Origin of the sequence: Tersicoccus mangrovi (genome assembly GCF_036881825.1) — a bacterium.
Taxonomy (GTDB): Bacteria; Actinomycetota; Actinomycetes; order Actinomycetales; family Micrococcaceae; genus Tersicoccus; species Tersicoccus mangrovi.
In genome coordinates, this window is the sequence record NZ_JBAJMW010000005.1 from 309,074 (window position 1) to 333,429 (window position 24,356).

General features: G+C 70.6%; 19 protein-coding genes. 6 read left to right on the top strand and 13 right to left on the bottom strand.

Features of this window, described 5'->3' with window-relative positions:
* Position 1 precedes the first annotated feature (1 nt).
* The 4 genes from V6N00_RS11990 to V6N00_RS12005 form a co-directional block, all read right to left on the bottom strand.
* On the bottom strand, positions 2 to 757 hold the full coding sequence (locus V6N00_RS11990; RefSeq protein WP_334232748.1) for a carbohydrate ABC transporter permease: 756 nt from the start codon (positions 755 to 757) through the stop codon (positions 2 to 4).
* Positions 758 to 936: 179 nt separating this feature from the next.
* On the bottom strand, positions 937 to 1,851 hold the full coding sequence (locus V6N00_RS11995; protein WP_334232749.1) for a carbohydrate ABC transporter permease: 915 nt from the start codon (positions 1,849 to 1,851) through the stop codon (positions 937 to 939).
* Between the two features lie 83 nt (positions 1,852 to 1,934).
* The gene (locus V6N00_RS12000; RefSeq protein WP_334232622.1) at positions 1,935 to 3,260 is read right to left on the bottom strand and encodes an extracellular solute-binding protein; all 1,326 of its coding nucleotides are present in this window, start codon (positions 3,258 to 3,260) and stop codon (positions 1,935 to 1,937) included.
* Positions 3,261 to 3,269: 9 nt separating this feature from the next.
* On the bottom strand, positions 3,270 to 4,385 hold the full coding sequence (locus V6N00_RS12005; RefSeq protein ID WP_334232624.1) for a LacI family DNA-binding transcriptional regulator: 1,116 nt from the start codon (positions 4,383 to 4,385) through the stop codon (positions 3,270 to 3,272).
* 230 nt (positions 4,386 to 4,615) lie between these two features.
* Between V6N00_RS12005 and V6N00_RS12010 the strand changes: the two genes are divergently transcribed.
* A complete protein-coding gene (locus V6N00_RS12010; RefSeq protein WP_334232626.1) occupies positions 4,616 to 5,023 on the top strand; it encodes a hypothetical protein in 408 nt (135 codons plus the stop codon).
* An 82-nt stretch (positions 5,024 to 5,105) separates the two neighbouring features.
* Here the strand turns inward: V6N00_RS12010 and purU are convergent, their stop codons facing one another.
* The 7 genes from purU to glyA are packed head-to-tail and all read right to left on the bottom strand — an operon-like array spanning position 5,106 to position 14,064.
* Positions 5,106 to 6,017 (bottom strand): formyltetrahydrofolate deformylase, encoded by a 912-nt coding sequence (gene purU, locus V6N00_RS12015; RefSeq protein ID WP_334232627.1) that lies wholly within the window; start codon positions 6,015 to 6,017, stop codon positions 5,106 to 5,108.
* Between the two features lie 40 nt (positions 6,018 to 6,057).
* Entirely contained in the window at positions 6,058 to 7,431 is a 1,374-nt protein-coding gene (locus V6N00_RS12020) for an L-serine ammonia-lyase (RefSeq protein ID WP_334232628.1), read from the bottom strand.
* A gap of 16 nt (positions 7,432 to 7,447) precedes the next feature.
* Complete coding sequence (locus V6N00_RS12025; protein WP_334232630.1) at positions 7,448 to 8,092, bottom strand: sarcosine oxidase subunit gamma; 645 nt, start codon at positions 8,090 to 8,092, stop codon at positions 7,448 to 7,450.
* The gene (locus tag V6N00_RS12030; protein ID WP_334232632.1) at positions 8,085 to 11,039 is read right to left on the bottom strand and encodes a 2Fe-2S iron-sulfur cluster-binding protein; all 2,955 of its coding nucleotides are present in this window, start codon (positions 11,037 to 11,039) and stop codon (positions 8,085 to 8,087) included. The genes V6N00_RS12025 and V6N00_RS12030 overlap by 8 nt, the downstream gene beginning before the upstream one ends.
* Before the next feature lie 3 nt (positions 11,040 to 11,042).
* Complete coding sequence (locus V6N00_RS12035; protein WP_334232633.1) at positions 11,043 to 11,429, bottom strand: sarcosine oxidase subunit delta; 387 nt, start codon at positions 11,427 to 11,429, stop codon at positions 11,043 to 11,045.
* Between the two features lie 44 nt (positions 11,430 to 11,473).
* Positions 11,474 to 12,694, bottom strand: a complete 1,221-nt coding sequence (locus V6N00_RS12040; RefSeq protein ID WP_334232635.1) for a sarcosine oxidase subunit beta family protein — start codon at positions 12,692 to 12,694, stop codon at positions 11,474 to 11,476.
* The gene (gene glyA / locus V6N00_RS12045) at positions 12,691 to 14,064 is read right to left on the bottom strand and encodes a serine hydroxymethyltransferase (RefSeq protein WP_334232637.1); all 1,374 of its coding nucleotides are present in this window, start codon (positions 14,062 to 14,064) and stop codon (positions 12,691 to 12,693) included. The genes V6N00_RS12040 and glyA overlap by 4 nt, the downstream gene beginning before the upstream one ends.
* Positions 14,065 to 14,304: 240 nt before the next feature.
* Here glyA and V6N00_RS12050 point away from each other — a divergent pair, with 240 nt between their 5' ends.
* Positions 14,305 to 14,985 (top strand): GntR family transcriptional regulator, encoded by a 681-nt coding sequence (locus V6N00_RS12050; protein WP_334232638.1) that lies wholly within the window; start codon positions 14,305 to 14,307, stop codon positions 14,983 to 14,985.
* 10 nt (positions 14,986 to 14,995) lie between these two features.
* Here V6N00_RS12050 and V6N00_RS12055 read toward each other — a convergent pair whose 3' ends face one another.
* On the bottom strand, positions 14,996 to 16,705 hold the full coding sequence (locus V6N00_RS12055) for an HNH endonuclease signature motif containing protein (protein WP_334232640.1): 1,710 nt from the start codon (positions 16,703 to 16,705) through the stop codon (positions 14,996 to 14,998).
* Between the two features lie 649 nt (positions 16,706 to 17,354).
* Between V6N00_RS12055 and V6N00_RS12060 the strand changes: the two genes are divergently transcribed.
* The 4 genes from V6N00_RS12060 (at position 17,355) to V6N00_RS12075 (ending at position 22,604) form a co-directional block, all read left to right on the top strand.
* The gene (locus V6N00_RS12060; protein ID WP_416385082.1) at positions 17,355 to 18,710 is read left to right on the top strand and encodes an MFS transporter; all 1,356 of its coding nucleotides are present in this window, start codon (positions 17,355 to 17,357) and stop codon (positions 18,708 to 18,710) included.
* A gap of 72 nt (positions 18,711 to 18,782) precedes the next feature.
* Positions 18,783 to 20,378, top strand: coding sequence for a purine-cytosine permease family protein (locus tag V6N00_RS12065; RefSeq protein ID WP_334232642.1), 1,596 nt, complete (start codon positions 18,783 to 18,785; stop codon positions 20,376 to 20,378).
* The gene (locus tag V6N00_RS12070; protein ID WP_334232644.1) at positions 20,359 to 21,345 is read left to right on the top strand and encodes a polysaccharide deacetylase family protein; all 987 of its coding nucleotides are present in this window, start codon (positions 20,359 to 20,361) and stop codon (positions 21,343 to 21,345) included. Before V6N00_RS12065 ends, V6N00_RS12070 begins: the two co-directional genes overlap by 20 nt.
* Entirely contained in the window at positions 21,342 to 22,604 is a 1,263-nt protein-coding gene (locus tag V6N00_RS12075; protein WP_334232646.1) for an aminopeptidase P family protein, read from the top strand. Before V6N00_RS12070 ends, V6N00_RS12075 begins: the two co-directional genes overlap by 4 nt.
* A gap of 134 nt (positions 22,605 to 22,738) precedes the next feature.
* Here V6N00_RS12075 and V6N00_RS12080 read toward each other — a convergent pair whose 3' ends face one another.
* On the bottom strand, positions 22,739 to 24,346 hold the full coding sequence (locus V6N00_RS12080; RefSeq protein WP_334232647.1) for a phospholipase D family protein: 1,608 nt from the start codon (positions 24,344 to 24,346) through the stop codon (positions 22,739 to 22,741).
* Positions 24,347 to 24,356 lie beyond the last annotated feature (10 nt).

Genomic DNA, 24,356 nt, shown 5'->3' on the forward strand with positions numbered 1-24,356 from the left:
CTCATCCCTTCACGCTCGACCCGACGTCGGTCGAGACGAAGTAGCGCTGGAAGGCGACGAACAGGGCGATGGCGGGTGCGGCGAGCACGCAGGCGCCGGCGAGGATCGCCCCGAACGGATTGGCGGTGGCGGAGGAGATGTTGGAGATGTAGTTCGCCAGGGACACCGCGAGCGGCTGCATCGAGGCGTCCTTCGTGACGAGGAACGGCCAGAGGAACTCGTTCCACGGGCCGATGAACGTGACGAGGACGGCCGTGACGAGGGCGGGCCGGACCATCGGCAGGGCGATGGTCCACAGGATCCGCAGCTCCCCGGCCCCGTCCATCCGCGCCGCCTCGAACAGGGAGGAGGGCAACTGGAGGAAGTACTGCCGGAAGATGAACACCGCGGTCGAGTTGATGGCGAAGGGCGCGATCATGCCGATGTAGGTGTCGCCGAGCCGGTAGTCCCGCACGATCATCACGTACAGCGGGATGAGCAGCAGCTGGAACGGGATCATCTGGACGAGCAGCATCATCCCGAACACGACGCCGCGGCCCCGGAACCGGATGAGGGCGAGCGCGTACCCGGCCAGGACCCCGAAGATCACGGTGCACAGGATCACCCCGCCCGTGAAGATGCCCGAGTTGACGACGCCGCGCAGCAGGTCGATGGACCCGTTGATCGCGCCGTAGTTCTCCCCCGTCAGGTTGCCCGGCTCGGGGAACGCGCCGCCCGGGGAGGTGTCCGGGTCGCGCTGCAGCGAGCCGACCACCATGTAGTAGAAGGGGAAGAGGAAGATGACGGCGCCGATGGCCAGCAGCACGACGCTGCCGGGCCGCAGGCCGCCGGCCCCGGACCGCCGTCGTGCCGCGGTGTCCTGACCGGTGGGCCCGGGCCCGGTGGCGCCGTCGCCGGTCGGTGGGACGGGTGCGGCCAGGGGCTGCTGCTGGATGCTCATGACTCCTCCTCGCGGCCGAGGAACCGGCGCTGGATCAGGGCGAGCACGAGCACGCCGAGGACGAGGACGACGCCGAGCGCGGCCGCCACGTCGGGCCGCTGCTGCAGGATGCCCTTCTGGTAGATGATGAACACCGGCGACGACGACGCCCCGTCCGGCCCGCCGCCGCCCGTGAGCAGGTACGGCTCGGTGAAGAGGTTGGCCCCGGCGATCGTCGCCAGCAGGGTCACGAGGAACGTCGCCGGCCGCACCCCGGGCACCGTCACGTGCCAGAACTGCCGCCACCGGGACGCCCCGTCGACCGCCGCCGACTCGTACAGCTCCCCCGGGATGTTCTGCAGCGCGGCCAGGTAGAGCAGGATGAAGAAGCCCAGCTGCTTCCACGTCACATACAGGGCCACCGTCGGCATCGCCAGCCAGGAGTTGACCAGCCAGCTCGGGTCCGGCGCGAGCGGCCCGAGCAGCCGGTTGACGAGGCCGTCCTGCTGGAACAGGAACAGCCAGACGCCGACGACGGCGACGGACGCGGTCACGTACGGGACGTAGAAGCTGACCCGGAAGAACGTGCGCATCCGCACGACCCGGTTCAGCGCGTTGGCGAGCACGAGGGACAGCACCACGGTCAGCGGCACGTTGATGACGAGGAACACCCCGATGTTCGCGAAGGACCGGATGACCGCCGGGTCGCTCAGCGCCGTGACGTAGTTCTGCAGCCCCACGAAGGGCTTGGGCACCGAGACGCCCGGCGCGGTGAAGAAGAACTTGTGGAACGAGATGTACACCGCGTAGCCGAGCGGATAGGCGAACACGGCCAGCAGGAACACGACGTACGGCGCGGTGAACAGCCACCCCGCCAGCTGCCGTTTGACCGGGTGCGCCGTGCTCCGGCCGCCCGGACGGGACCGCCGCAGCCGCCCGCCCGGACCTCCCGTGCCCGGCGTCCTCCTCCTCGTGTCCTTCCCCGGGTTCCCCGGGGCCGTCACCGTCGCCACGGTCAGCTGCCGGCGAGCTGGTTGACCTTGTCGGCGGCGCCCTTGACGGCGTCGTCGACGCTCTGGTTGCCGAAGATCACCGACTTGCTCCACGCGTCGCGGAACGTCTGCCAGATCTCGACGGCGTTCGTCACGTTCGGCACCTCGACGGTGCGGGTCGCCTCGTCGGCGAACTGCTTGTAGGCCGGGTGCTTGGTGAAGTAGTCGGCGTAGTCCGTCGTCAGGGTCCTGCGCATCGGCATCTGGCCCGTCATCTCCAGCAGCTTGCCGTCCTGCTCCTTGCTGGTGGCGAACTTGATGACGTCCCACGCGGTGCCCGGGTTCTTGCAGGCGCTGTAGACGGCCATGTTCTTCGCGTCCGAGAACGTGTAGGTGGCGTCCTTGGCCGTCGAGCCCGGTACCGGCACGGTGCCCCACTTGACCTTGGACCCGTAGAAGTCGATCGCCCAGGGGCCCGACATCGCCATCGCGGCCTTGCCGTCGGCGAAGGAGTCACCCTTGTAGGCCTCCTTGGAGGAGAGGCCCTCCTGGTACATGGTCCGCCAGAAGGTCGCGACGTCCTTGCCCTCGGTCGAGTCGAAGGTCGCCTTGCCGTCCTTGACGAGCTGACGGCCGTCGGTGGCCGCTGCGTAGAACGGGTAGAAGTCGAACCACGACTGGAAGAAGTCGCTCGCCGGGGACGGCCAGATCGCGGTCTTGGCGGCCCCGGACTTGACCACCTTGCGCGCGGCCGCGAGCACCTCGTCGCGGGTCGCCAACGGCGGCTTGTTCGCGTCGATGCCCGCCTTGGCGAAGATGTCCTTGTTGTAGAACAGCACCACGGGGTTGGACTTCCACGGCACCTGGTAGAACTTGCCGTCCGAGGACGTGTACTGGCCCGCGATGTCGCCCGTGCGGTCCTTGATGTACTGGGCGCCGTCGGAGAACGAGTCGATGGCCACGAGGCCGCCCTGCTGCTGGAACTGCGGGACGGCGACGGGCGCGGTGTTCAGCACGATGCACGGGGCGTTGCCCGCCGTGATCGCGGCGCCGATCACCTCCTCGGAGCTCTTGCCGGCGGGGATCTCCTGGGCGGTGATCTTCTGGTCGCTGTGTGCCGCGTTCCAGGCGGCGACCATCTGCTTGCCCCACTTCACCTCGGCCTCGTTGTTCGAGTACCAGACGGTGATGGGGCCCTTCGCGCTGGTGTTGCCGCCGCCGGCGCTCTGGTCGCCGCCCGACCCGCCGCAGCCGGCGAGGGCGGCGACGAGTCCGGTGACGGCGAGCCCGGCGCCGAGCCGGGTGGCCAGCGGGTGCTTCGTGACGGCGTTCTTCACTGCTCTCTTCATGACGAGTCCTCACTCTCGAGCGGTGCTGGATGATGAACGACTGCTGGATGATGAACGACTGCTGGATGGTGCGGTACTGGATGGTGCGGTAAGGCGGGAATGCGCGGTGGGTCCCGGCGGCGGGGCGGTGGAGCCGCGGACGACGAGGGACGCCGGGGCCATGGTCACGTCCGGCAGCCGGGGGCCGTGCTCGATGGCCCGCATCAGGACGCGGGCGGTCAACTCGCCCCAGCGCATCGGCGACGTGGCGACCGTCGTCAGCCCCGGGGTGAGGTGCCCGGCGATGGGCGCGTCGTCGTAGCCGACGACCGAGACGTCGCCCGGCACGGACCGGCCTCCGGCGGCGATCGCGGACATGCCGGCGATCGCCATCACGTCGTTCGCGTACACCAGGGCGGTGGGCGGGTCCCCGCGGCCGAGCAGCTCCTCCGTCGCCGCCACGCCGCTGCCGGCACCGAAGTCCGTGACGGCCACCAAGTCGGCCTCGAGGCCGTGCGCGGTCATCGTGTCCCGCCAGGCGCGCAGCCGACTGCGGCCGTGGATGAGGTCCTGCGGCCCCGCGACGTGCCCGATGCGGCGGTGCCCGAGCGCGATGAGATGCTCGACGGCGTCGCGCACCCCTGCGGTGTCGTCGACGAGCACCGCGGGGAACGAGGACGGGCCGTCGGGCCGGTTGAGCGTGACGACGGGCAGCCCGGTCTCCTCGAGCAGGGCGATCCGGTTGTCGGTGCACCGCAGGTCGCTGAGCACGAAACCGTCGACGCGGCCGCCGTCGGCGAGCCGCCGGTAGGCGCGCTCCTCGGCGCCCGGCCGGGTCGCGACGGTGAGCACTAGCGTGACGTCCTCGTCCGCGAGGACCGTCTCCAGGCCCGCGATGAACGCCGGGAAGAAGGGATCGGACCCGAGCAGGCCCGGGTCCCGGGCGATGACGAGGCCCACCGCGAAGGCGCGGGAGGAGGAGAGGGAACGGGCCTGCACGTTGGGGCTGAAGCCCAGCTCGTGCGCATGGTGGAGGATGCGGCTGCGGGTGGCCTCGCTGACGCCGGGCCGGTTGTTCAGGGCGTAGGACACCGCGCCCTTGCTCACCCCTGCCGCCCGTGCGACGTCGGCGATGGTCACGCCCATGCGCGCTCCCTCCGGTGATGCACCGGCCGCGGGATCCACCCGGTGCGCCGGTACCCTGCCGGGCGGCCCGCCGTCGGACCGTCCGTGATGTAGATCACTTAACCGGTTCAGTGCTCGGTGTGTCAAGAGCGTGCCGTGAGCTGGGGGTCCGCCGCGGACGTGGGTCGTTATGCTGGGTCAGGGGCCCACGGGCTTCCCACGACCACGCACGACGAGACCGGGAGACGGCCATGAAACTGAGCAACATTCCGCTGCGACTGGTGACCGGCGCCTTCATCCTGAACTCGGGCATCGGCAAGCTGGACCTGGACGGCAACTCCGCGGCCGGCCTGCAGGGCATGGCCTCCAACGCCATCCCCGAGTTCAAGGACATGAAGCCGGAGACCTTCGGCAAGTTCATCAGCTACTCGGAGATCGCCGTCGGCTCGGCGCTCCTGTTCCCGGCCGTTCCGGCCCGACTGGCCGGTCTCGCGCTCGGCGCGTTCTCCGCGGGCCTGCTCACGATGTACTTCCGCACCGAGGGCATGACCCAGTCCGACGGTATCCGGCCGAGCCAGCAGGGCACGGCGGTCGCCAAGGACGTGTGGATGGCGGGCATCGCCGCGTCGCTGCTCATCGGCGGCGGCAAGCGCAGGTAGTCGCACCGGGTACCACCCGGCAGTGACGAGGTCCCGGCCGCCGCGAGCGGCCGGGACCTCTGTCGTCGGTGAAGACGTCCGGTCAGCGCAGGACGACGGTGCGCTGACCGCGCAGGATCACGCGCCGCTCGGCGTGCCACCGCACGGCCCGGGTGAGCGCGGCGACCTCCGCGTCCCGTCCGACGGCCACGAGGTCCTCGGGCGCGTGCGTGTGGTCCACGTCGATCACCTGCTGGGCGATGATCGGTCCCTCGTCCAGCTCGGCGTTGACGTAGTGCGCCGTGGCGCCGACCATCTTCACGCCCCGCTCCCAGGCCTGGTGGTACGGCTTGGCGCCCTTGAACGAGGGCAGGAACGAGTGGTGGATGTTGATGCACCGGCCCGTCAGCGCCGCGGAGAGGTCGTCGCTGAGCACCTGCATGTAGCGGGCCAGCACCACCAGTTCGGCGTCGAACCGGTCCACGAGGTCGAGCAGCCGCGCCTCCGCCGCGGGCTTGCCCGCCGCCGTCACCGGGACGTGGAAGAACGGGATGGAGTGCCAGCCCACGAGGCCGGCATGGTCCTCGTGGTTGGAGACGACGGCCACGATCTCGATCGGCAGCTCCCCGGTGCGGGTGCGGTAGAGCAGGTCGTTGAGGCAGTGCCCGAACCGCGAGACCATGATCAGCACCCGGGTGCGGGTGCCCCTCGGCACCAGCGTCCACGTCATGCCGAACTCCTCGACGATCGGCGCGAAGTGCTCGCGCAGGCGGGCCAGCTCGGCGGCGTCACCGGCGTCCCTGTCGCCGGCCTCCCTGTCGCAGGCCTCCCCGGCGGTGTCGTCCCCGGCATTCGCCGGGCCGGCCACCTCCAGCCGCAGGCAGAAGTGCCCGTCGCGCCGGTCGTCGAACTGCTTGCTGTCGACGATGTCGCAGCCGTGCTCGAGCAGGAAGCCCGTCACCGCGTGGACGATGCCGAGCCGCTCGGGGCAGTCCAGCGTCAGCACGTACTCCATCGATCGTCCTCCTGAGGGTTCGTGACCGGACTCGCCGGCGTCAGCACTCGATGACGTTGACGGCGAGGCCGCCGCGGCTGGTCTCCTTGTACTTGATCTTCATGTCGCGCCCGGTGTCCCGCATCGTCTTGATCACCTTGTCGAGGGACACCTTGTGGGTGCCGTCGCCCTGCCGGGCCATGCGGGCCGCGTTGATCGCCTTGACGCTCGCGATGGCGTTGCGCTCGATGCACGGGATCTGCACGAGGCCACCCACGGGGTCGCAGGTCAGGCCCAGGTTGTGCTCCATGCCGATCTCCGCGGCGTTCTCCACCTGGCGCGGGGTGCCGCCGATCACCGCGCACAGCGCACCGGCCGCCATCGAGCACGCGGAGCCCACCTCGCCCTGGCAGCCGACCTCGGCGCCGGAGATCGAGGCGTTCTCCTTGTAGAGGATGCCGATGGCCGCCGCGGTGAGCAGGAACGTCACCACGCCGTCCTCGTCGGCGCCCGGGATGAACGCGTCGTAGTAGTGCAGCACGGCCGGGATGATGCCGGCCGCCCCGTTGGTGGGGGCGGTGACGATGCGGCCGCCCGAGGCGTTCTCCTCGTTGACCGCGAGCGCGTACAGGTTGACCCAGTCCATCGCCCGCATCGGATCCGACTCGTCCGTCCGCGCGCTCAGCTCGGCGAACAGGCGCGGCGCCCGCCGGGTGACCTTCAGGCCGCCGGGCAGCACGCCGTCGCGACCGCAGCCGTTGGTGACGCACTCGCGCATCACCGCCCAGATCTTCAGCAGCTCCGCCCGCAGTTCGTCCTCGCTGCGCCAGGACAGCTCGTTCGCGAGCATCACCTCGGCGATCGACAGGCCCTCGGCCTCGCAGATCTCCAGCAGCCGCGCCCCCGTCGTGAAGGGGTACGGCAGCGGCGTCTCGTCCGCCACGATCCGATCGGCGCCGGCGGCCTGCTCGTCGACGACGAAGCCGCCGCCCACCGAGTAGTAGGTGCGCTCGGCGATCAGCTCACCGGCGGCGTCAAACGCGGCGAAGCTCATCCCGTTCGGGTGAGCCGGCAACGACTTGCGCCGGTGCATGATGAGGTCCTCGTCCGGGTCGAAGCCGATCGCGTGGCGGCCCGCCAGGGTGAGCGTGCGCGCCTCCCTGATCGCGGCGACCCGCTCGTCGGCCCCGTCGGTGTCGACCGTCTCGGGGTCCTCCCCCTCCAGGCCCAGGATCACGGCCTTGGGCGAACCGTGCCCGTGGCCGGTGACGCCGAGGGAGCCGAACAGCTGGACGAAGAGGCGCGCGACGTCGTCGAGCCGGCCGGCCTTCTCGAGTCCGGAGGCGAACCGGCGGGCGGCGCGCATCGGACCCACCGTGTGCGACGACGAGGGGCCGATGCCGATCGAGAACAGGTCGAGGGCGCTCAGAGCCATGGGGACAGAGCCTTTCTCAGGAGAATTCGGCCATCGAGTCGAGGAGCAGGGCCACGGTGTACTCGGTGAAGGAACCGCGCGGCAGGATGCGGAACTCGGGCTCGTCCCGAGTCTTCCACAGCACCACCTGCACCGGACCGAGCAGGGTCGCGAACGCCCGGCCCGCCGGGAGGGCCCGCGGATGCAGGTCCAGCACGACGGCCTTCTCGAGCACGTCGCGGGCCGCCGTCCCGGCCAGTTCGAGGGTGGTCCGGTTGGCCGAGACGTCGACCGCCTGGCCCCGGGCCGCCCCGATCGCCTCCCCGAGCTGCGCCGTCAGCTCCGCCGGTGAGGGCAGTTCCTCGTCGGGGCCGACGACGAGGAACTCGTCCGGTCCCTGCCACAGCACGGCGACGCCACTGCCGTCGGTGCTGCCGGTGACCTCACCGCACGAGGCCGGCAAGGGCAGCCCGAGGGCGGCCTCGACCCGGCCGGCGGCCTCGGTGCCCGGCTCCACGCGCAGGGCGACCATGGTCTGGAACGGGAGTTCCCGCAGCCGGACCGCCGTGCCGGAACCGGCCGCCATCGTCTCGGCCAGGTGGGCGCCCGGGCTGCGCCGGTACCGCGCAGCCGCGTCCACGCCCTTCTCCTCTGCCGTCGTCATCGTGCTCATCTCAGCCATCCCTCCGCGCTCCCTCGGGGTCGTACACGACGGTGTCGCCGACCTCCACCTCGATCAGTTCCGCGCCGACCGGCGCGAGCAGCCGGGTGCCGATGCGCTCGCGACCGCCCTTGATCAGGGCGAGGCCGAAGGGGCGCTCCAGCGTCTGGCTGCGATAACTCGACGTCACGTGTCCCACCATGGGGACCGGGATCGTCTCCGTCGGGGTGCCCGGCTCGATCAGCTGCGTGCCCTCGGGCAGCAGCGTCGACCGGTCCACCGGCAGCACGGAGACCAGATGCTTGCGCGTGGTCTCGGCGTTGTGCAGCCGGCTGTAGGACCGCTTGCCGATGAAGTCCTTGAACTTCGAGATGATCCAGTCCATCCCGAGGTCCTGCGGGCTCACGGTGCCGTCGGTGTCCTGCCCGACGATCGGGAATCCCTTCTCGGCGCGCAGCACGTGCATCGTCTCGGTGCCGTACGGCGTGATGCCGAACTCGGCGCCGGCCTCGGCCACCTGCTCCCAGACGGCAAGGCCGTACCAGGCGGGCACGTTGACCTCGAAGGCCAGCTCGCCGGAGAAGGAGATCCGGCAGATCCGCGCCCACAGGCCCGAGGCCAGGGTGGTCTCCCGGAACGCCATGAACGGGAACGCCTCGGCCGAGACGTCGAGCGCCGGTGCCAACGTCTGCAGCACCTCGCGGGACCTCGGGCCGACGACGGCGACGGTGGCCCACTGCTCGGTGACCGACGTGAACGTCACATCGAGCTCCGGCCACTCCGTCTGGGACCACTCCTCGAGCCAGTCCAGCACCTTCGCGGCGCCGCCGGTCGTCGTCGTCATGACGAACCGGTCCTCGCTCAGGCGCAGGGTCACGCCGTCGTCGAAGACCATGCCGTCCGGCTTGCACATCACGCCGTAGCGGGCGTTGCCGGGCTTGAGCTTGGCGAACCCGTTCGTGTAGACGCGGTTGAGGAACTCCCCCGCGTCCGCGCCGCGGATCTCGATCTTGCCGAGCGTGCTCGCGTCCTGGAAGCCGACGCCCGTGCGGGCGGCCCGGCACTCGCGGGCGACGGCGGCCTCCATGTCCTCCCCAGCCTGCGGGTAGTACCAGGGCCGCTTCCACTGGCCGACGTCCTCGAACTCCGCGCCGTGGGCGACGTGCCACGGCTGGATCGCGGTGACGCGGGCCGGGTCGTAGAGATCCCCTCGACCGCGGCCCGCGAGCGCCGCGAAGGCGATCGGGGTGAACGGGGCCCGGTACGTCGTGGTACCGATCTCGCCGACGGTCGGGGCGGAGCCGTCGCCGCCCAGTTCGGCCTTGAGCGCCTCTGCGATGATCCCGATGGTGTTGACGCCGCTGGTCTTGCCCTGGTCCGCGGCGGTGCTGATCGAGGTGTAGCGCTTGACGTGCTCGACGGCCCGCATCCCGGCGCCGGTCGCGCGCAGCACGTCCCGCACCGTGTTGTCACGCTGCAGGTCGACGACGTGGTCGACCAGCTCGGCGTCCGGGTCCTGACCGGGCACGAGCCACACCTGCCGGACCGGACCGGCCGCGGCGAAGCGCTCGGCGTCGGTCGGGACGGTCACGCTCTGTTCCTCGGGCGTGCCCGTCCCGAATCCGGCGGCGGTGGCCGCGGCGGCACCGGCGGCGGTGCCCTCGGCCACGGCGTGCACGGTGTCGTAGGTGCCGTTCAGGGCACCGACCACGTGCTGGTTCTTCACCGGGCCGGCCGGGACGAAGCCGGCGATGTCGTCGCGCCAGGTCAGCTTCCCCTGTCGCTGGCTGTGCAGGTGGACGGTGGGTGTCCAGCCACCCGAGACGGCGAGCACGTCCGCCTCGACGGTCTGCGCCTCACCCGTCAGGGTGCCGTCCTCGGCGAGGCCGCGGACGGTGACGGAGGCCAGACGGGAACCGTCGGCGTCGGGCGTGGTGTCCACGACGGCCGAACCGAGGCGCACGTCGACGCCCTGCGCCGACGCGGCGGCGGCGCGCTCGCTCGCGTCGGTGCGGGCGTCGATCACGGCGGCGATCGTCACGCCCGCGGCGAGCAGCTCGTCGACCGCGTCGTAGGCGCTGTCGTTCGTGGTGAAGACCGCGACCTTCCGCCCCGGGACGGCGGCCCAGCGGCCGACGTAGGAACGGACCGCGGAGGCGAGCATGACGCCGGGCCGGTCGTTGTTCGCGAAGATCAGCGGCCGTTCCATGGCGCCGGTCGCGAGGACGACCTGCTGCGCGGTGATGTGCCACAGGCGCTGCCGCGGCACCGCGGAGTTCTCGACCTCGGCGGTGCGGGTCGGCCCGGGCGTGACCGTCTCGAGGGCGAGCACGTAGTTGTTGTCGTAGCTGCCGAAGACGACGGTGCGCGGCAGCAGGGTCGTCTCGGGGGCATGCTCCAGCTCCGCGACCGCCTGCGCCACCCACTGCGGGGCGGGGGTGCCGTCGATCTCGGTGCGCGGCTGGGCGAGCAGCGACCCGCCGAACTCGGCGTCCTGGTCGGTGAGGATCACGCGGGCGCCGGTGGCGGCCGCGATGCGGGCGGCGGCCAGACCGGCCGGTCCGGACCCGATGACGACGACGTCGGCGTGCACGTGCTTCTTGTCGTACCGGGCGGTGTCGTCCCGCGGGTCGAGGATGCCGATGCCGTCGAGCAGGTCGATCTCCATGCCGTCGGTCAGCTCGACCGCGGTGGCCTGGAGCATCGACTCGTTGACGTCGCCGCGGACCCGGATCAGGGCGTTGGGCTCGTCGACGCCGGCGGCCAGGATGCCGCGGGGGCGTCCCTTGTAGATGGAGTCGCCGACGCGCAGGGCACCGGCCGCGACGAGGGCGGAGGCGACCGTGTCCCCGGGGTGGCCCGTGTAGGTCGTGCCGTCGACGGTGAAGGTCAGCGTGGTGTCCCGGTCGATCCGGCCGCCGCTGTCGAGGCGGTGAGACTGGGCCGGCTGGGAGGCAGGGGTGCTCATGGTCTACTTCCCCGTTCCGTGGGTGGTCGGTGCGGCGGCCTCCGAGGCGCCGCCCGGCGTACCGGGCACCACGGAGGACTGGACGAGTTCGGAATCCTGCGGGCCGTGCGGGCTCACGGCATCGGGCCGCGGCTCGCCCATCCGGTAGATCGCGACGATGTCGTAGGTGTGGGTGTCACGCAGGGCGTTGAACCACCGCCGGCAGCCGACGGAGTGCACCCAGCGCTCGGCGTAGATGCCCTTCGGGTTGTCGCGGTAGAAGAGGTACTCGGCCCAGGCGGCGTCGTCGAGGGCGTGCGGGTCCTCGGGGTAGGCGACGTGCGCCTGTCCCCCGTACCCGAACTCGATCTCCTGCCGGGGACCGCACCAGGGGCAGTCGATGATCAGCATGTCGGTCCTCTCGCGATGTTCTCGGTGCGCTCAGTGGCTGTCGTCTAGTGAGCCACGGCGGCGGCGCCGTGCTCGTCGATCAGGGCGCCGGAGACGAAGCGGTCCAGCGCGAACGGGGCGTTCAGCGGGTGGGGCGTGCCGGTGGCGATGGTGTGGGCGAAGGTCGACCCGGCGGCCGGGACCGCCTTGAACCCGCCGGTCCCCCAGCCGCAGTTGACGTACATGTTCTCCACCGGCGTCGTGCTGACGATCGGGGAGGCGTCCAGGGTGACGTCGACGATGCCGCCCCAGGTGCGCAGCAGGTGGGCCCGGGCGAAGATCGGGAACAGCTCGACCGCGGCGGCCATCTGGTGCTCGATCACGTGGAAGGAGCCGCGCTGGCCGTACCCGTTGTAGGCGTCCACACCCGCGCCCATCACCAGTTCGCCCTTGTGGGCCTGGGAGACGTAGACGTGCACGTGGTTGGACATCACCACGGTCGGGTGGACCAGCTCGTGCAGCTCCGAGACGAGGGCCTGCAGGGGGTGGGACTGGATCGGCAGCCGGAACCCGGCGAGCTCCGCCAGGACGCTGGAGTGGCCGGCGGCGGCCAGGCCCACGGCGCCGGCGTTGATCCGGCCGCGGGTGGTCTCGACGCCGACGACGCGCTCGCCGTCCTTGATGAAGCCGGTGACCTCGCAGTTCTGGATGATGTGCACGCCGAGCTCGCTGGCCCGGCGGGCGTAGGCCCAGGCGACCCAGTCGTGCTTGGCGATGCCGGCACGCGGCTGGTAGGTCGCGCCCATCACGGGGTAGCGGATGTCGTCGTTGATGTTGATGATCGGGCAGAGGTCCTTGACCTGCTGCGGGTCGATCCACTCGGCGTCGACGCCGTTGAGCTTGTTGGCCTCGACCCGGCGCACGCTGTCCCGCACGTCCTGCAGGGTGTGGGCCAGGTTCATCACGCCGCGCTGGCTGAAGAAGATGTCGTAGTCGAGCTCCTCCTCCAGTCCTTCCCAGAGCTTGAGGGCGTGCTCGTAGATGCCCGCGCTCTCGTCCCAGAGGTAGTTGGAGCGGATGATCGTCGTGTTGCGGGCCATGTTTCCGCCGGCCAGCCACCCGCGCTCGAGGACCGCGACATTGGTGATGCCGTGATTCTTGGCGAGGTAGTACGCGGTGGCCAGGCCGTGCCCGCCGCCGCCGACGATGACGACGTCGTAGCCGGACTTCGGCTCCGGGTTGTCCCAGAGGTGGGCCGGGTGCTCCGGCAGTTCACGGACGCTCATCGGTCGCCTTTCGACAGGAGCGGGAGGTGGGGGTAGAGCGGGAAGCGATCGGCGAGGGCGGAGACCCGATCCCGCAGCGGGGCGAGGGCGTCCTCGCTGCCGTCCCCGGTGAGGGCGGTGGCGATGATGTCGGCGACCTCGGTGAAGGCCTGGGCGTCGAAGCCGCGGCTGGCCAGCGCCGGGGTGCCGATCCGCAGGCCGGAGGAGACCATCGGGGGCCGCGGGTCGAAGGGGACGGCGTTGCGGTTGACGGTGATGCCGATGGAGTGGAGCAGGTCCTCGCCCTGCTGCCCGTCCAGGTCGGAGTTCCGCAGGTCGACCAGGACCAGGTGCACGTCGGTGCCGCCGGTGAGGATGGTGATGCCGCGGGCGGCGACGTCGTCGGCGGTCAGGCGGTCGGCGAGGATGGACGCGCCAGCGAGGGTGCGGCGCTGCCGGTCGGCGAACTGCTCGCTGGCGGCCACCTTGAAGGCGACGGCCTTGGCGGCGATCACGTGTTCGAGGGGTCCGCCCTGCTGGCCGGGGAAGACCGCCGAGTTGACCTTCTTGGCGATGGCCGCGTCATTCGTCATGATGACGCCGCCGCGGGGGCCGCCGAGGGTCTTGTGGGTGGTGGAGGTGACGACGTGGGCGTGGGGCACCGGGGAGGGATGCAGGCCCGCGGCGACGAGGCCGGCGAAGTGGGCCATGTCGACCATCAGGAGGGCGCCGACCTCGTCGGCGATCTCACGGAAGCGGGCGAAGTCGAGCTGGCGCGGGTAGGCGGACCAGCCGGCGATGATCAGAGACGGACCGTGTTCCCGCGCGAGTGCGGCGACCTGGTCCATGTCCACCCGGTGGGTGTGCTCGTCCACGCCGTAGGCGACGACGTTGTAGAGCTTGCCCGAGTAGTTCAGCTTCATGCCGTGGGTCAGGTGCCCGCCGTGCGCGAGGTTCAGGCCGAGGATGGTGTCGCCCGGCGTGATGAGCGCGTGCATCGCGGACGCATTCGCCTGGGCGCCGGAGTGCGGCTGGACGTTGGCGTGGGCGACGTCGAAGAGGGCCTTGAGCCGCTCGATGGCGAGGGTCTCGATGACGTCGACGTTCTCGCAGCCACCGTAGTAACGGCGCCCCGGGTAGCCCTCGGCGTACTTGTTGGTGAGGACCGAGCCCTGAGCGGCCATCACGGCGGCGGGGGCGAAGTTCTCGGAGGCGATCATCTCGAGGGTCGACTGCTGGCGCACCAGCTCGTCGTCGATGGCCGAGGCCACCTCGGGGTCGAGGGTCGCGAGGTCCTCGTCCAGAACCGTGAGGGCATCGATGACGGCAATGCTGCTGCTCGTGCTGCCGATGGTGGTGCTCGTGCTGCCGGGGGCGGAGAGCGAAGTCATGGGACCTCCTGACGGGCGGCTGAACGCGCCTTGTCGGTAACTGATATATCAAGCGTGTACCGATAGTATGTTGCTTCACGGTGACGGTCAACACCCTTTTTCGTCCTCGGGTGGCCGGTGCGCACAGCCGTCCGTCGGCGGGCACTGACGCTGTCCTCACCGCTCGTTGCCACGCGGCTGAGCGCCGTCCCGCTGTTGTCCCACCCGTCGTCCCCGTCCCCCCTGTCAGGAGGAGCACCGATGAGCGTTGCCGAGTCCGAGCCTGTGACCGGGGCTCCGCCCTACACCTCGCTGGCCGATGAGGCCTACCACGTGCTGCGCAACCGGCTGGTGATGCTCGACATCCCCCCGGGAGCGGCCATCAACGAGGCGGCGCTCGCGGCCGAACTGGGGATCGGGCGCACGCCGGTGCGGGAGAGCCTGAAGAACCTGGAGACCGATCACCTGGTGGTCTCCTATCCGCGCCGTGGCACGTTCGCGACGCGGGTGGACATCACCGATCTGGCGTCGATCTCGGACCTGCGGCGGGTGCTCGAGCCCCTGGCTGCGGAGCGGGCGGCGTCCAACGCGGCCGACGACCAGCGGGCGGCCATCGCCGCGAAGGCCCGGCAGATCGAGTCGATGACCGAGGCGGACACGGCCAAGGACAATCGCGCGCTGATGGAGTACGACGTCGACGTCCACCGCCTGATCTACCGGGCCGCCGACAACCCTCACCTCGAGGAGACCCTGGTGCGGCTGGACAACCTCGTCACCAGGATCTGGTGCCTGGTGCTGCACCGGATGCCGTCGGTCGCCGAGCACATCCGCGAACACGTGGCCCTGCTGGACGCCATCGCCACCGGCGACGGCGCCCGCGCGGCCTCCCTGGCGGGCGAGCACGTCGAGCACTTCGAGGCCTCGATCCGCGCGGTGCTCTGAGGCCCTCGCCTCAGAAGGGTGGCGGGTCGTCGGGCTCGGCCAGGTACCGGCGGCCGGCCGGTGAGGTCCAGATCAGCGCGTCCGGTCCCGGTGGCGGGTGATGGTCGGCTCGACCTCCGCCTCCGTGCGACTCAGCGGCGTCACGACCGTCCGACGGCGATGCTGCGGTGACGGTCCAGCCGGAGTGGTGTTTGAGCACGTGGTGCTTGCGGCACAGGTGTGCCAGATTGCCCCCTTCGCTGGTTCCCCCGTCGGTCCAGGCGGTCACGTGGTCCAGGTCGCAGGCGGTGGCGTTGCGGCGACAGCCCGGGAATCGGCACGTCCCGTCCCGGACCTGCAGCGCCCTCCGGACCGCCGCCCGAATGCGGTAGAGCTGCCCGGTCGTCACCAGCACCGGCACCACGCGGCCGTCGAAGTCGCACTCCGATGAGCCGGAGCCTCCAGTCGGGACACCGGCGGATGACGACGGGAGTCCACCCGTGACTCCCAGAAGGAAGGAGCCGGCTCGGGCGCCCAGGTCGCGGGCGTCGGCGGCCGGGATCTGGCCGAACTCGCCCAGCTCACCAGGCACGTCCCCGCCCAACATCGTCGAGGCCGGGACGGTCAGCAGCACCCGCGGCACCGGCCCCCCGTCCGGCTCGAGGTGGGGGTCGCCGCGGGAGCCAGCTGCGAGCCGACCCGACGCGCCGGACACGGTGCCGTCGAAGACTTCCGCAGACCGGGGGATCCCGAGGCCGACAAGCAGGTCAGCCAGGACGTCGGCGCGCAGTTGGCCGATCGTCGGACGATCAGCATCCGGACCCGACGCCGTCGACGGCGGAGCAGCGGCGGGAGCCCCTGTTCCGGGCGCAACGTTGCGGGTGGCCGTGTCGCCGACCATGGCGGCGGACTCTCGCATCAGGGCTTCCTGCAGACCTCGAGCCAGGGAGGAGAGGCGCCCGTCGATCCGGTACACGACGGCGGCCGGCAGCAGGGCGCTGAGTCGGGCCATGCCGTCGCGATCCGAGCTGATCCGCACGAACCGGTCCGCCCGCGCACACCGCTCCCGCTCCCGGAACGAGCGCGGATGCAGACGGTCCCGGACCCGACGTGCGCGGGAGCGCAACTGGGCCGGGGTCCGCCCCCGGACCGCGGCCTCCAGCAGGCACGCCTCTGTCGCGGCGATCGCCTCCGACCACGCCGCCCCGCTCACCTGCTTGATCCCGGTGGCGGTCAGCGCGTCCGCGTACTCGGTGATTGCGTCCAGGATCACCGACCCGGCCCCCGACGTGATGATCCCCGCCGCCAACGCCGACGCAGTCGCCGGCAGCTGGCCGGTCAACCGATCCGCCCGGCGCAGCAACCCGTGCACCTCGCCCTCACCGGAGTGCAGGGCACACGCCACTTCAGCGACCCCGGCCCGCTCCCCCACACCCAGCCGCTCAGCCCGGGAAAGCCCTCGACCACCCGGCAACCCGTCGGACTCCTCGTCTCCATCACCCAGACCGAGAGGGTGGTCCCGCACCCACCGGGCCTGCTCCCGTGCCGCCGCCTCAGCCGTATCGGCGACCAGCCGGTGCTTGGTCCAGACCAGCCACGCCTCCAACCGGCGAAGGTCCTCCAGTGCGGCGACACCCGACTCCAGGCTCAGGCCACCCTGAACCGCTCGGGTGAGCCGCGCCGCCACCTCACCGGCCGGCAACTCGCCGAGCGTCGGCCGCTCCGCCGGCGCGGTGCTCACGACCTCAGCGTCGTCCAGCCTCGGCAGCACTCCGTCGCCGACCGGCATGCAGGCCGGTGAGCGGCGAGTCGACGAAACCGAAGGGGCTTTCATGACCCCACTCAACCAGCCAGCACCGACAGAACTCGTGCCAGCACCCGGCGGACGCATCGAACCCTTCTCCGCAGAACCGGCGCCACGACGTCAGCGGCCCGCCGACCCCGACAGACAGACACCGGTGGGAGCGTCGCTCCCCGAATCAGCGCCGCGGATGCGCCCAGCAGTGCCGGGCAGCACCGATGCCGACGGGCCGGAAGGCGATGGGGCCGCAGGGGCCTTAACGAACACGCCGGTACCGCCGCCATCGACGGAACGCAGCGCAAAGGGATGTCGGGGAAACAGGACGGGTGCACCCACACGGAGACCGAAGCCGCCGCGTGAGCCGCGCGTGTTGCCGCGACGTTTCCGATTGGCCATCTGACATATCAGTGATGTGAAATGTGGCGACCAGTCGCAGAAAACCCACGGGTAGCCCTTGTCGACGGCGCTGACGTATGCCTAGTGTGTGACGCATCACTGTTGCGTTGTTCGCAACAAACCCGAATCGGCGACCGATCGGCTCCTTCGATCCGACCCTTTCGGGACCATCCAGGACGGAAGGCGGTACGACGTGAGCACGTCGCCCACCACCCCCAGCCATACGGCCCCGGCCGCTCACGGTCCCGGCCCGCAGACGGCCGCCGTCATGACCGTGGACGCCGGCGTGCGGCGCCGCGTCGTCGGTGCGAGCTTCATCGGCAACTTCGTCGAGTGGTTCGACTACGCTGTGTACGGCTACCTGGCAGCCGTCATCGGCTCCGTGTTCTTCCCCGAGTCGGATCGGCAGACGCAGCTGCTGTCCACCTTCGCGATCTTCGCCATCTCGTTCATCGTCCGCCCGCTCGGCGGCTTCTTCTGGGGCAGCATCGGCGACAAGATCGGCCGCCGCGCCGCTCTCTCCTGGTCCATCCTGATCATGTCGGTGGCGACCTTCTGCATCGGACTGCTGCCCTCCTACGCGCTGGTCGGGGTGCTCGCACCCCTCCTCCTCCTGCTGGTCAGGGTGATCCAGGGCTTCTCCGCTTCGGGTGAGTACGCGGGCGCCTCGGCCTTCCTCGTCGAGTACGCCCCGGCCAACCGGCGTGGCCTGTACGCGGCCGTCGTTCCCGCCTCCACGGCGGCCGGCCTGCTGCTCGGTTCCCTGCTCGCTGCCCTGCTGACGACGGCCCTGTCCGGCCAGCAGCTGACGGACTGGGGCTGGCGACTCCCGTTCCTGCTGGCCGCCCCCATGGGGATGATCGGCCGGTACATCCGCACCCGACTCGAGGACACCCCCGCGTTCCGGCACCTCGCCGAGAAGGACGAGGCCGTCAAGGCCCCCGCCCGCGACATGTTCCGCAGCCACTGGCGCACCCTGCTGCTCGCCGCCGGCGCCGTGCTGCTCAACGCGGTCGGCTTCTATGTGATCCTCAGCTACATGCCGACCTACCTGGCCGCGGAGATCGGCCTCGACGAGACCGCGTCCTTCCTGGCCACGAGCATCGCGCTGCTGACCTACATCGGCTTCATCTTCCTCACGGGCGCCCTGTCCGACCGGTTCGGCCGGAAGCGTGTCCTGATCGCCGCGAGCGTGTGCTTCGTCGTCTTCACCGTGCCGGCCTTCCTGCTGCTGGGCTCCGGCAACTTCGTCGCCGTTCTCGCCGTCGAGGTTTTCCTCGGGGCGATGCTGACGCTGAACGACGGGACCCTGCCGAGTTTCCTCGCCGAGCTGTTCCCGACGACCATCCGCTACAGCGGCTTCGCGGTCAGCTTCAACCTGTCCAACGCCCTCTTCGGAGGCACCGCGCCGTTCGTCGCCACCTGGCTGATCGGGGCGACCCACAACGATCTGGCGCCCGGCTTCTACCTGATGGCCGCCGCCGTGATCTCTCTCGTCGCGGTGCTCTGCGCGCGGGAGACCTCGCGCACTCCCCTGCGCGAGTCCTGACGTTCCACCGTTCCGTCCGTTCACCCCCACCCCACCCCGATGCGTCCACCGCAACCTCACGAAGGGTCGATCATGAAGGAAGCACCCTCCAGCTCGGAGACCGCCACGCAGGAGGTCGAGGACACCCTGCAACCCGTCCCCGAGCACGCCCGCACCACCAAGCTGTCCGGCCAGTTCTGGATCTGGGCGGGCGCCAACGTCGCCCCCATCAACTGGATCCTCGGTGCCCTGGGCGTCCAGCTCGGGCTCGGCCTGGCCGACACGATGATCGTGCTCGTCGTCGGCAACCTGATCGGCATGGCCGGGTTCGGCTTCTTCGTGCTGCTCGGCCAGAAGACCGGCGCCACCGGCATGCTGCTCGCCCGCGGGGCGTTCGGCCGGCGCGGCGCCTACCTGCCCGCCGCCATCCAGGCACTCGTGGCCATCGGCTGGGCCGCGGTGAACACGTGGATCATCCTCGACCTCGTCATGGCCCTGTTCGGCCTCATCGGCTGGGTCGACCCGAGCCAGCAGAACCTGGGCTGGCGCCTCGGCGTCGCCGCCGTCATCATGACCGTCCAGGTCATCATCTGCTACCGCGGCTACAAGGCCATCGCCCGCTTCGAGCGCTGGACGATGCCTCCCACCCTGGTCGTCCTCGTCGCCATGTCGCTCATCGCCTGGACCACCCTGCACATCGACTGGGGCTACCAGGGCCCTCCGGGTGCGGTGCTGGAGGGCGGCGCCCGCTTCGCCACGATGTCCGGCATCATGACGGCGATCGGCATCGGGTGGGGCATCGGCTGGTTCACCTACGCGCCGGACTACTCCCGCTTCGTCAGCACCTCCGTCAAGCCCGCCAGGCTGTTCGCCGCCAGCGCCCTCGGCCAGTTCCTGCCCGTCGTGTGGTTGGGCCTGCTCGGCGCGAGCCTGGCGACGAAGAACGGCCAGGCCGACCCCGGCGAGCTGATCGTCTCCAACTTCGGGGTCATGGCGATCCCCGTGATCCTGCTCGTGATCCACGGCCCCATCGCCACGAACATCATCAACATGTACACGTTCTCGGTGGCGGTGCAGGCCCTCGACGTGAAGATCTCCCGCAAGGTGCTCTCGATCGTCGTCGGCGTCCTCGCGATGGTCGGCGTGTACCTCTTCACCCTCGCCCCGGACTTCGGGCAGACCCTCGACAGCTGGCTCTCGGCCATCGTCGCCTGGGTCGCCACCTGGGGCGGCATCATGGCCGTCCACTACTACGTGTTCGAGCGCAAGCACCGGGACTTCAGCTACCTCTTCCTCGCGCCCACGGACACCCACCTGAAGGCCTTCAACCCGATCGCGTTCATCTCCTTCATCGCCGGCATGATCGCCACCTGGCTGTTCATGTACGGGGCCATCCCCGCCTTCCAGGGCCCCATCGCCACGGCCATGGGCGGCGTCGACCTCTCCTGGCTGGCCGGCACCGTCGTCGCCGGCGGGCTCTACCTGGTGCTGGGCTGGCCCCGGTTCAAGTCCCGGATCCACGAGGGCGTGCCGCTGGGCATCCGGCAGGACCTGACCGACCGCGAGGTGCTCGACACCCGCGGCAACGCGGTGATCCCCCGCCCGGACCAGGTTCCGGTCGCCGCCGGTTCCGTCGAAGGCGCGACCCCCGACGCGGAAGGATCCGGCAATGCCCCTGTCCACGCCTGAGTGGCCCGGCGCCCACCGCAGCGCCGCCGCCTTCACCTTCGACGTCGACGCCGAGGCCGGCGCCATCGCCTTCGACCACACCTACGTCGACCGGATGTCGCTGATGACCCATCAGCAGTACGGGCCCACGGTGGCGGTGCCGAAGCTGCTGGCGATGCTGCGCCGGCAGGACGTCAAGGCCACGTTCTTCGTGCCGGGCTACACCGCCGAGCTGCACCCCGACATCGTCAAGGCCCTGATCGACGACGGCCACGAGATCGGCCACCACGGCTACCTGCACGAGAACACGAAGGGCATGTCCGAGGCCGACGAGGCGGACATGATCGACCGCGGATCGGAGGCGCTCGACGCCGTCGCCGGCGTCCGGCCCGTCGGCTACCGGGCCCCGTGGTGGGAGTACAACTGGCACACCACGAAGCTGCTCGCCGATCGCGGGTTCCGCTACGACTCGAGCCTGCTCGACGGCGACGCCCCCTACCTGTTCGCCGGCGACGGCATGACCGACGCGCAGTCCCTCGTCGAGGTGCCCATCGACTGGGCCCTGGACGACTGGGAGCAGTACGCCTTCTACCCCGGCTGGACCGGCTCGGGCGTCATCGAGTCCCCGAACAAGGCGCTCGAGCTGTGGACGCTGGAGGCCGAGGCCTCCAACGCCGCGGGCGGCTGCTTCGTCCTCACCAACCACCCGTTCATCTCGGGTCGCCCCTCCCGCCTGACCGCCCTCGAGTCGCTCGTCGAGCGGGTCAAGAGCCTGGACGGCGTGTGGATCACGACCCTCGAGCAGATCGCGGAGCACGCGCGCACCGTCCTGACCGACGTGCACCGGCACCAGCGGCTGCCCGACCCCGGACCGCTGCCGGGCCAGCCCGGCAGCACCACGACCGGCGCGGTCGCGCCGGCAGCGCAGGAGCTGCCGGTCACCGACAACGACCCCCGGTTCGTCAGCACCACGACAGGAGAGAAATGAGCACCACCACGAACGCCCCGAGCAACGTCAGCGACGTCAGCGAGCTGGAGCGCCTCAAGGTCCTGCACAACGGCAGCAAGGAGCCCCTGACCTTCTCGGACGCCGAGTTCGAGCGGCGCCTCGCCGGGCTTCGGCGGATCATGGCCGAGAAGGACCTCGACGCCGTCATCCTCAACAGCTATCAGGGCATCAAGTACTACAGCGACTTCCTGTTCACCTACTTCGGCCGCTCCTACGCGCTCGTCGTGACCCCCACCGACCAGGTGACCGTGACGGCGAACATCGACGCCGGCATGCCGTGGCGGCGCAGCTACGGCGAGAACGTCGTCTACACCGACTGGCGGCGGGACAACTTCCAGTTCGCCCTGCAGGAGGTGCTGCGCACCCGCGGCATCGCCGCCCGCCGCATCGGCGTCGAGGACGACACCCTCGCCGTCCTGCACCGGCAGCGCCTGCAGGATGCGTTCGCCGACGCGGAGCTGGTCGACATCTCGCAGGCCGCCATGCGGCAGCGCATGATCAAGTCCGCCGAGGAGATCGAGGTCATCAAGCACGGCGCCCGCATCGGCGACCTCGGCGGCGAGGCCATCAAGGCCGCGCTGCGCGAGGGCATCTCCGAGTACGAGGTGGCCCTCATCGGCGTCGAGGCGATGACCCACGAGATCGCCCGGACCTTCCCCGACTCGGAGATCCGGGACACCTGGGTGTGGTTCCAGTCCGGCATCAACACCGACGGCGCCCACAACTGGAACACCACCCGGAAGCTGCGGCGCGGGGAGATCCTGTCCCTGAACTGCTTCCCGATGACCAGCGGCTACTACACCGCCCTGGAGCGGACGATGTTCCTCGGCCAGCCGGATCCGAAGTCGCTCGAGCTGTGGAAGATCAACGTCGAGGTGCATGAGGCGGGGCTCGAGCTGATCAAGCCCGGCGCCGTGTGCAAGGACATCGCCGCCGAGCTGAACAAGATCTACACCGGGTACGGCCTGCTGCCCAACCGCACCTTCGGGTACGGCCACTCCTTCGGCGTGCTCTCGCACTACTACGGCCGCGAGGCCGGCCTGGAGCTGCGCGAGGACATCGACACCGTGCTCGAGCCGGGCATGGTCGTCTCGATGGAGCCGATGATCACCGTTCCCGACGGCGAGCCCGGTGCCGGCGGCTACCGCGAGCACGACATCCTCGTGGTCGGCGAGGACGGCGCCGAGAACATCACGAAGTTCGGCTACGGCCCGGACCACAACATCGTCGACGCCTGAGCCGGATGCCGGAAGCCCCCGGCACCGCAACGCACGACGCCCCGGGCCGAACGGCCCGGGGCGTCGTCGTATGCGGTCGTGTGCAGCCGTGCGCAGGGAGCGCGCGTCAGGGAGCTCGCGTCAGCGAGGGCGCGTCAGAACCGGCCGCGGATCTTCAGGCCGCGCGGGCGACCGTCCGGATCGTGCACCGTCCGGTACAGCACCTCGGCCCAGGCCTTCGTCACCGGGCCGAGCTGCGGCGTGCTCAGGCGTCGCAGGTGGCCCGGGGGACGCCGGCCGCGTTGACCGCCGTCGTGCCAGTCCTCGAGCGCCTCGACGGCCTCCCGGTAAGCGGTGAACATGCCGTGCTCGTCCACGCAGTCGGCCATGATCTCGGCGATCCCGTCGTCGTCGACGCCGTCGGGCAGCTCGCGGCCCAGGTGTTCCGCGGCCAGGCGCAGGCGCAGGCGGCGCGCGTACGCCGAGTGGTCCTCCCCCGCGTCGTCGATCACCGCGGCGGAGAGCTCCGAGTCGTGGGTCCACGAACGGCGGTTGAAGTTGTCGGAGCCGACCGAGGCCCAGACGTCGTCCATGATGCAGACCTTCGCGTGGACGTAGATCGGCCGGCCGGCGTGATTCTCCAGACCGTAGAAGGCGACCCGCTCGGGCGCCGAGGCGGACATCGCCCGCAGCGCCCGCTCCCGGCCCACCAGCTGGGGCAGTCGGCCCGTCGCACCGGCCTGGTCGGTGAAGCGGGGCAGCACCCCGAGCACGTGCAGGTCCTTGCTCGTGTTCAGGGCGTGGTCGAACCGTTCGGCGACGTCGGTGGACCACAGGTACTGGTCCTCGATGTAGACGAGCTTGCGGGCGTGGTCCAGGGCCTTGGTGTAGCCGCGCGCCACCGAACGCTCGCCGCCGACGGCGAACGGGTAGTCCATGCCCCAGCGCAGATCGGGGTAGGTGCGCAGCAGCTGCACGTGCTGGGTGGCGTCCTCGATCGGCTCCGGCGCCGGGGTCCGGTCGGGCAACGGGTCCGGGGACGTGTCGTCGTGGGCCAGCGCGTCCCGGAGGCGCCGCCACGGCGAGCGGGTCAGCGGGGTCGGGTCCTCCCAGCGCTCGCGGAACACGGTCTCGACGTCGTACACGGCCGGTCCCTGGATGGCCAGCTGCACGTCGTGCCACGGCGGGGTGTCCCCGTACTCGTCGGCCATGTCCTGCGGCTGGGGGTCCCCGCCGTGCCGGGCGTCGTCCCGCCGGGAGTGGCACAGGTCGATGCCGCCGACGAAGGCGATGTCCTCATCCGGCCGGTCGCGATGGCGCAGCACGACGAACTTCTGGTGGTGGGACCCCATGGTGCGCACGCGCATGTCCAGGAGGGTCTCGGCGCCATGGTCCTGCAGCGCCTCGATGAGGTGGCGGTTCTGCTCCGCGGAGAAGTGCAGTTTGTCCCAGTGGGACCGCCACACGAGGCCCCGCACGTCGACGCCGCGCTCGTCCGCCCGTCCGAGCACCTGCGAGACCTCGCTACCGGGCTCGCCGGTCAGCCGCTCGTCCGGGTCGCCTCGCCAGTCGGTGAACAGGAGCAGGTCGCCGGGCCGCATGGCCTCGATGCGCCGGTAGAGCTCCGCGAAGTAGACGGCGCCGTGGATCAGCGGACGCACCACGTTGCCGGAGGAGTGGGCCTGCTGGCCCGGATGCGGGTCGTCCAGCAGGGTGTGCCGGTTGTCGCGCTCATGAGCAGTGAGATACCAGGACGTCGACACGGGACCATGC

What these genes read in the sequence shown, in the direction of transcription:
- purU (WP_334232627.1), bottom strand. Translation starts at nt 6,017, where the DNA reads ATGGAGTACGTGCTGACGCTGGACTGCCCCGAGCGGCTCGGCATCGTC.
- V6N00_RS12000 (WP_334232622.1), bottom strand. Translation starts at nt 3,260, where the DNA reads ATGAAGAGAGCAGTGAAGAACGCCGTCACGAAGCACCCGCTGGCCACC.
- V6N00_RS12040 (WP_334232635.1), bottom strand. Translation starts at nt 12,694, where the DNA reads ATGAGCGTCCGTGAACTGCCGGAGCACCCGGCCCACCTCTGGGACAAC.
- V6N00_RS12075 (WP_334232646.1), top strand. Translation starts at nt 21,342, where the DNA reads ATGAGCACCACCACGAACGCCCCGAGCAACGTCAGCGACGTCAGCGAG.
- V6N00_RS12070 (WP_334232644.1), top strand. Translation starts at nt 20,359, where the DNA reads ATGCCCCTGTCCACGCCTGAGTGGCCCGGCGCCCACCGCAGCGCCGCC.
- V6N00_RS12005 (WP_334232624.1), bottom strand. Translation starts at nt 4,385, where the DNA reads ATGGGCGTGACCATCGCCGACGTCGCACGGGCGGCAGGGGTGAGCAAG.
- V6N00_RS12065 (WP_334232642.1), top strand. Translation starts at nt 18,783, where the DNA reads ATGAAGGAAGCACCCTCCAGCTCGGAGACCGCCACGCAGGAGGTCGAG.
- V6N00_RS12020 (WP_334232628.1), bottom strand. Translation starts at nt 7,431, where the DNA reads ATGGCTCTGAGCGCCCTCGACCTGTTCTCGATCGGCATCGGCCCCTCG.
- V6N00_RS12010 (WP_334232626.1), top strand. Translation starts at nt 4,616, where the DNA reads ATGAAACTGAGCAACATTCCGCTGCGACTGGTGACCGGCGCCTTCATC.
- V6N00_RS12030 (WP_334232632.1), bottom strand. Translation starts at nt 11,039, where the DNA reads ATGAGCACCCCTGCCTCCCAGCCGGCCCAGTCTCACCGCCTCGACAGC.
- V6N00_RS12025 (WP_334232630.1), bottom strand. Translation starts at nt 8,092, where the DNA reads ATGGCTGAGATGAGCACGATGACGACGGCAGAGGAGAAGGGCGTGGAC.
- V6N00_RS12050 (WP_334232638.1), top strand. Translation starts at nt 14,305, where the DNA reads ATGAGCGTTGCCGAGTCCGAGCCTGTGACCGGGGCTCCGCCCTACACC.
- glyA (WP_334232637.1), bottom strand. Translation starts at nt 14,064, where the DNA reads ATGACTTCGCTCTCCGCCCCCGGCAGCACGAGCACCACCATCGGCAGC.
- V6N00_RS11990 (WP_334232748.1), bottom strand. Translation starts at nt 757, where the DNA reads ATGGTGGTCGGCTCGCTGCAGCGCGACCCGGACACCTCCCCGGGCGGC.
- V6N00_RS12035 (WP_334232633.1), bottom strand. Translation starts at nt 11,429, where the DNA reads ATGCTGATCATCGACTGCCCCTGGTGCGGTCCCCGGCAGGAGATCGAG.